Genomic DNA, 6,777 nt, shown 5'->3' with positions numbered 1-6,777 from the left:
TCCTGCACATCCTTAAATCCTGGACATCCTGATTCAGACAAAAAATGATAATCTTTAAAAATCCCATCCTGCACATCCTCAAATCCTGGACATCCTGATTCAGACAAAAAATGATAATCTTAAAAAAACAATCCTGCACATCCTTAAATCCTGGACATCCTGATTCAGACAAAAAATGATAATCTTTAAAAATCCCATCCTGCACATCCTCAAATCCTGGACATCGTGATTCAGACAACATAAAATAATATACCAAAATATACCAATTCCCAGTCACCAATCACCAATAACATGAGTAACAACGAATACAAATACCTCCATAAACAATGGTTAGGCTTAATGCAGCCTGTGGGCTGGGTTGTATCTCCTGGTGTACTGAGTGAAGCGGGGATAATTCCTCAAAAAAATGTAGTTGATTTACAAATACGTCTCCGTAATTTTATTGAAAGCCAAGCAGAATCACATAACTTTGCAGATTTCGCTATCGAGGTTCTCGATTGGCAAGAAAGCGATTTAATTAATACAGAATCAGTATTAGCAGAATTGTCAGTATATTTAGAATCCTATCAAGAAAACCTCACCCCTAACTATGCTGTACCCGGTGCAGAGGGTGGTTATTTAATGTTGATACAAACTCTCAAATCGGGACAACCACTAGATGAAGTAGTAGCAAGTAACACCGGATGGCAAACGACACCCCAGTTAAAATTTGAACGTTTATTAAAAGAAAGCAAAGTACATATAGGCATATTATACAACGAAATAGAATTAAGACTCGTTTATGCTCCGGCGGCTGAATCATCGGGATATCTGACATTTAACATCAATAATATGTGTGAAATAGCAGGTAGACCGATATTAGCAGCTTTAGAAATGTTGCTAAACCCCGACATATTATTTACCTATCCCCTAGAAAAGCGTTTACCAGCATTATTAGAACGCAGTCGCAAAGCACAAAACGAAGTTTCCACCCAACTATCAGAACAGGTATTAGAAGCACTTTGGGAATTATTAAGAGGATTTCAAGCGGCTGATGCAGCAGTTAATGGGCGGTTATTGCGAGACATTGCAGAATATAATCCCCAACATATATATGGTGGTTTGATTACTATTTTATTAAGATTAGTATTTTTACTATACGCCGAAGATCGGGGTTTAATGTCCCAGGATGCGGTATATACCCGTTATTATTCCGTAACTGGATTGTATGAAAGATTGCGAGAAGACGCTGGTAATTTTCCTGATACAATGGATCAGCGTTATGGTGCTTGGGCTTGGTTGTTGAGTTTGTTTAGGCTCGTTTATAGTGGTGGTTGTCACGCCAATCTGTATTTACCCGCCCGTGAAGGTCAATTATTTGACCCGCAGGAATATCCGTTTTTAGAGGGACTGGGGACTGGGAAAGTCTTTTCTTCCCCTGCTTCCCCTGCCTCCCCTGCCTCCCCTGCCTCCCCTACCTCCCCTACTTCCCCCACTCCCGATATTCCCCGCGTTTCCGATGGGGTGATTTTCCGGGTGTTACAAGGACTACTTGTACTCGATGGGGAAAGACTTTCTTACCGGTCTTTGGATGTGGAACAAATCGGATCTGTGTATGAGGCGATTATGGGTTATGAGGTGCAAATGGCTACTAGCCCATCTATCGGGGTGTGGAGTAAACCCAAAAGTGCAAAGGCTTCTGTAACGGTGGTTGTGAGTGTTGATGATATTCTCAAAACCAAGGCCGGGGATAGGGTAAAGTATTTAAAAGAACAAGCTAACTGTGAAATTAGCGGTAAATCCTTAACCGAGTTGAAAGGGGCGAAAACGGCTGAGGAAGTAGTGAATGCACTGGGGCGGAAAGTATCACCAAAAACACCGAGTTTAATGGCCGTGGGCAGTTTGTATTTGCAACCAGGGGAAGAACGACGACGGAGTGGGTCACATTATACACCAAGGGCGTTAACTGCACCGATAGTTACAGAAACATTAAGACCGGTATTTGAGAAGTTGGGAGATCACCCCACATCTGAGGACATTTTAAACCTGAAAGTCTGTGATTTGGCCATGGGTTCGGGGGCGTTTTTGGTAGAAGTTTGTCGTCAGATAGCGGAAAAGGTGGTGGAAGTGTGGGAAAAACAGGGAAATACTCCGGTTATTCCTGGAGATGAGGATGTGTTATTGTTTGCGCGGCGGGTGGTAGCACAACGTTGTTTATATGGAGTAGATAAAAATCCGTTTGCTGTGAATTTAGCGAAGTTGTCTTTGTGGTTGGCAACCTTAGCAAAAAATCATACCTTTACATTTTTAGATCATGCATTGAAATGGGGTGACTCTTTGGTGGGGTTGACGCGGGAACAGATTAAAAATTTTAGTTGGATAGCGGATACTACCTATACAGATGAAAGTTTATCTTTACCATTAGCAATTGATAATGTGAAAAATTATAGAAATGAGATTGTTAATTTTGGTGATGATGAATATGGGAAGAAACGGGAAAAATACGAAGATGTAGAAAAAGAATTAGAGGAAACCAGGGTTAGAGGTGACTTAGTTATTGCGGCGTTTTTTACAGCAGAAAAAGATAAAGCAAGGAAGGATGAGTTAGATAAATTTCGGTTAATGTTTGCCAAGGTAGGGGCGAAGCATTTGGACAAAAATATTGAGGAAAAATCAAGAATTTCTCACCCGAATGCTTCGCCCGTAAAGGAGTCGGTAGAAGCAAACCCCCCGTGGTTGCCCCAACAGGAGAAAGAAGAAATTATCAATATATGTAATAGTTTAAAATCTGGGGAAAAACCTGTTCCTGTGTTTAATTGGGAAATTGAATTTCCAGAAGTGTTTGATAACCAAAATCCCGGTTTTGATGCAATTATTGGAAATCCACCTTTTTTGGGTGGAAAAAAAATATCAGGTAATTTTGATAATAGTTATTTAGATTGGTTGAAAGTTGTCAACCCTGAATCTGGTGGTCAATCTGATTTGGTAGCATATTTTTTTAGAAGGGCGTTTGATTTATTACGAAAAAATGCTACTTTTGGCTTAATTTCTACTAACACTATCGCCCAGGGAGATACCCGCAGCACTGGTTTGAGATATATTTGTGAACATGGGGGAATTATTTATAATGCCCAAAAAAGGTTAAAGTGGCCGGGTTTAGCTGCGGTTGTGGTTAGCGTAGTTCACTGTTTTAAGGGTGAATATGTAGGGAAAAAGTTGTTAGATAATAAGCAAGTTGATTTAATTTCGGCGTTCTTATTTCATGCGGGGGGAAATAAAGACCCCAATGTGTTATTAGCAAATGCAGGTAAGAGTTTTAAAGGTAGTGATCTTGGTGGAATGGGTTTCACTTTTGATGATGATAACCCGGAAGCTACACCGATAGCAGAAATGCAAAGGTTAATTGCAGAAAATCCTAAAAATGCAGAAAGAATTTTTCCTTTTATTGGAGGTGAGGAAGTTAATTCTAGTCCTACTCACGCACATCGGAGATATGCAATAAATTTTTTTGATATGAGTGAAGATGAAGCTTGGGAATATCCTGATTTAATGCAAATTGTCAAAGATAAAGTAAAACCAGAGCGTGAATTAAAAAACAGAGATGCACTTCGGATAAAATGGTGGCAATATGCAGAAAAAAGACCAGGCTTAACCAAAGCTATATCTCAGCTTCATAAAATATTATTTCATCCTTTTACCAGCAAGTATATGTCATTTACATTTTTACCTACTGGAATGATTTATGCTTCTCCTCATGTAGTATTTGCAAATGATAAAAACTCATTTTTCTGTATATTACAATCTCGCATCCATGAAATATGGACAAGATTTTTTGGTTCATCATTAGAAGATAGACTGCGTTACACACCATCAGACTGTTTTGAAACCTTCCCCTTTCCCGAAAACTGGGAAAACAACCCGACATTAGAAGAAGCGGGAAAAACCTATTATGAATACCGCGCAGAATTGATGGTAAAAAACAACCAAGGACTGACAGAAACCTACAACCGTTTTCATGATCCCGACGAATACGACCCCGACATTATTAAACTCAGAGAACTACACACCGCAATGGATAAAGAGGTTCTCAACGCTTACGGATGGGGTGACATTTCCACAGAATGCGAATTTTTATTAGACTACGAAGAAGAAGACCTCACCCCTGATATCTCTCCTACCAAGAGAGGGGAAAGAAGTAAGAAAAAACCTTGGAGATATCGTTGGCCAGAGTCAACCCATGATGAAGTTTTAGCGAAGTTGTTGGAACTCAACCAAAAACGCTATGAGTCAGAAATATTAGGAGGAAAAGTTGCAGAAGGGAAGAAAAAAGGGAAGGGTAATAAAAAGAAGACGGTGAAAAATACTAAAACCACAAATAATGAGTTACCGTTATTTAATATTGACTGATGATTGGTGATTGGTGATTGGGATATAAATAGGGGATGCTGAATAAATGTAGAACCTAGATAAATCAAGGGATCAAGGATGATGAAAATTAAAATTGCGCCTGGTTTTAGGTGCTATGATCCTAAAAAAGCTTGCACTTTGTGATAGCGAAGCGTGGCCTAGCACCTGTCACCTGTCACCTGTCATCACGACAAGACTTTCTCAGCATCCCCTATTTAAACGTATGAATTATAGCCCTTCGGCGATAGCGAAGCAATGCTGCAAGCAGTTCGCTATTCAACCACCATTAACCCCAATTTTCTTAATCTTCATGTATTATAAAGCGAAGTGCGGAATGTGGGTTATATGCATCAGGAGCATGAAAAATGTGTAAACTTAAAGAGTTCACCTATTACCAAAATTTCTATGACTCGCTGGTTTAATATTGCAGGTCCATGTTCAAATGATATCCACTATCTCCTATCTCCCACAGTCAGATTACCAGATTTAGAGGCGTTAATTCAACAACGTAGTTATTTTGTCCTACACGCACCACGACAAACAGGGAAAACCACCGCCATGTTATCCCTAGCAAAACAACTTACCGACACTGGAAATTATGCCGCAGTCATGGTATCTGTAGAAGTAGGCAGTGCATTTAATCATGATCCTACCACCGCAGAATTAGCCATTTTAGGAACTTGGTATGATACAATAAATATTCGTTTACCCAAAGAATTACAACCACCTGTTAAACAATGGCAACAGGAAGAACCAGGAAGCAGAATTAAAGCTTTTTTATCAGCTTGGGCAACATCTTTAAACCGCCCTTTAGTATTATTTATAGATGAAATTGATTCTTTACAAGATCAAACATTAATTTCTATTTTACGACAATTAAGAGATGGTTTTCCTAACCGTCCAGAAAATTTTCCCTCATCAGTAGGTTTAATTGGTTTACGAGATGTGCGAGATTATAAAGTAGCATCGGGAGGTAGTGACAGATTAAATACTTCTAGTCCTTTTAATATAAAAGTTGCTTCTCTGACTATGAGAAATTTTAATCTTGCAGAAGTAGGAGAATTATATCAACAACATACAGCAGCAACAGGACAAATTTTCACACTAGAAGCAATAGAAACAGCTTATGATTTAACCCAAGGACAACCTTGGTTAGTGAATGCTTTAGCTAAAGAAATTGTAGAAAAAATGGTAAAAGATAGAAATATTACTATTACAAAAGAACATATTTTAACAGCCAAGGAAATATTAATTAATCGTCAAGATACTCATTTAGATAGTTTAGCTGAACGATTAAGAGAAAAACGAGTTAAAAATATTATTGAACCCATTTTAGCAGGGCAAACATTACCTGACACTTTAGCAGATGATCGCCAATATTTAATAGATTTAGGATTATTAAGACGTGATCCCAGGGGAGGATTAGTTATTTCTAATCCCATATATCGGGAAGTAATTCCCCGTGTTTTAGTCCAAGGAACTCAGGATAGTTTACCTTTAATTAGTCCTAGTTGGTTGACTACAACAGGTGAATTAAATATAGATAGTTTATTGACTGCATTTCTCAAGTTTTGGCGACAACATGGAGAACCTTTATTAAGTAGTGCTGCTTACCATGAAATTGCACCCCATATAGTATTAATGGCTTTTTTACATCGTGTAGTTAATGGTGGAGGGGTTTTAGAAAGAGAATATGCAATTGGTAGCGATAGAATGGATCTATGTCTGCGTTATAAAGATGTTATTTTAGGGATTGAATTGAAAGTGTGGCGGGATAAAAAACGCGATCCTCAAGGTGATGGAATTGAACAATTAGAATCTTATTTAGGGCGTTTGGGTTTAGATTTTGGTTGGTTATTTATCTTTGATAGGCGGAAAAATGCTTTACCTATGGAGGAGAGATTATCAACTGAGGTGGTGGTGACAGAAAATCAATATAGAATTACTGTGATTCGGGCTTGAGTGTTGGCAAAACTCACTGTTTTTAGCAGAAATAAATGGTTATCTGTGTTTATCTGCGTTTATCTGCGTTCATCTGCGTTAAATTAATAGGATGTACGGGATGTTGTTTAGAGATTGTGGTTTTTATTGATGATTTATTTTGTCTGAATCAGGATAACCAGGATTTTAGGATGTACGGGATGTTGTTTAGAGATTGTGGTTTTTATTGATGATTTATTTTGTCTGAATCAGGATAACCAGGATTATAGGATGTACGGGATGTGATTGATAATTGATAATGGATAATTGATAATTGATAATTGTCTGAATCAGGATAACCAGGATTATAGGATGTACAGGATGTTGTTTAGAGATTGTGGTTTTTATTGATGATTTATTTTGTCTGAATCAGGATAACCAGGATTATAGGATGTACGGGATGTTGTTTAG

2 protein-coding genes are annotated in these 6,777 nt (G+C 38.2%); both read left to right on the top strand.

Features of this window, described 5'->3' with window-relative positions; genetic code table 11:
• Nucleotides 1-291 precede the first annotated feature (291 nt).
• Nucleotides 292-4,386, top strand: a complete 4,095-nt coding sequence (locus tag PN497_RS02735; protein WP_096572108.1) for an Eco57I restriction-modification methylase domain-containing protein — start codon at nt 292-294, stop codon at nt 4,384-4,386.
• A 405-nt stretch (nt 4,387-4,791) separates the two neighbouring features.
• The gene (locus PN497_RS02730; protein ID WP_096572107.1) at nt 4,792-6,348 is read left to right on the top strand and encodes an AAA-like domain-containing protein; all 1,557 of its coding nucleotides are present in this window, start codon (nt 4,792-4,794) and stop codon (nt 6,346-6,348) included.
• The last annotated feature ends 429 nt before the right edge of the window (nt 6,349-6,777 follow it).

Origin of the sequence: Sphaerospermopsis kisseleviana CS-549 (genome assembly GCF_028329225.1) — a bacterium.
GTDB classification, from domain to species: domain Bacteria; phylum Cyanobacteriota; class Cyanobacteriia; order Cyanobacteriales; family Nostocaceae; genus Sphaerospermopsis; species Sphaerospermopsis kisseleviana.
This window is presented reverse-complemented; position numbering and strand designations above follow the sequence as displayed.

What these genes read in the sequence shown, in the direction of transcription:
- PN497_RS02735 (WP_096572108.1), top strand. Translation starts at nt 292, where the DNA reads ATGAGTAACAACGAATACAAATACCTCCATAAACAATGGTTAGGCTTA.
- PN497_RS02730 (WP_096572107.1), top strand. Translation starts at nt 4,792, where the DNA reads ATGACTCGCTGGTTTAATATTGCAGGTCCATGTTCAAATGATATCCAC.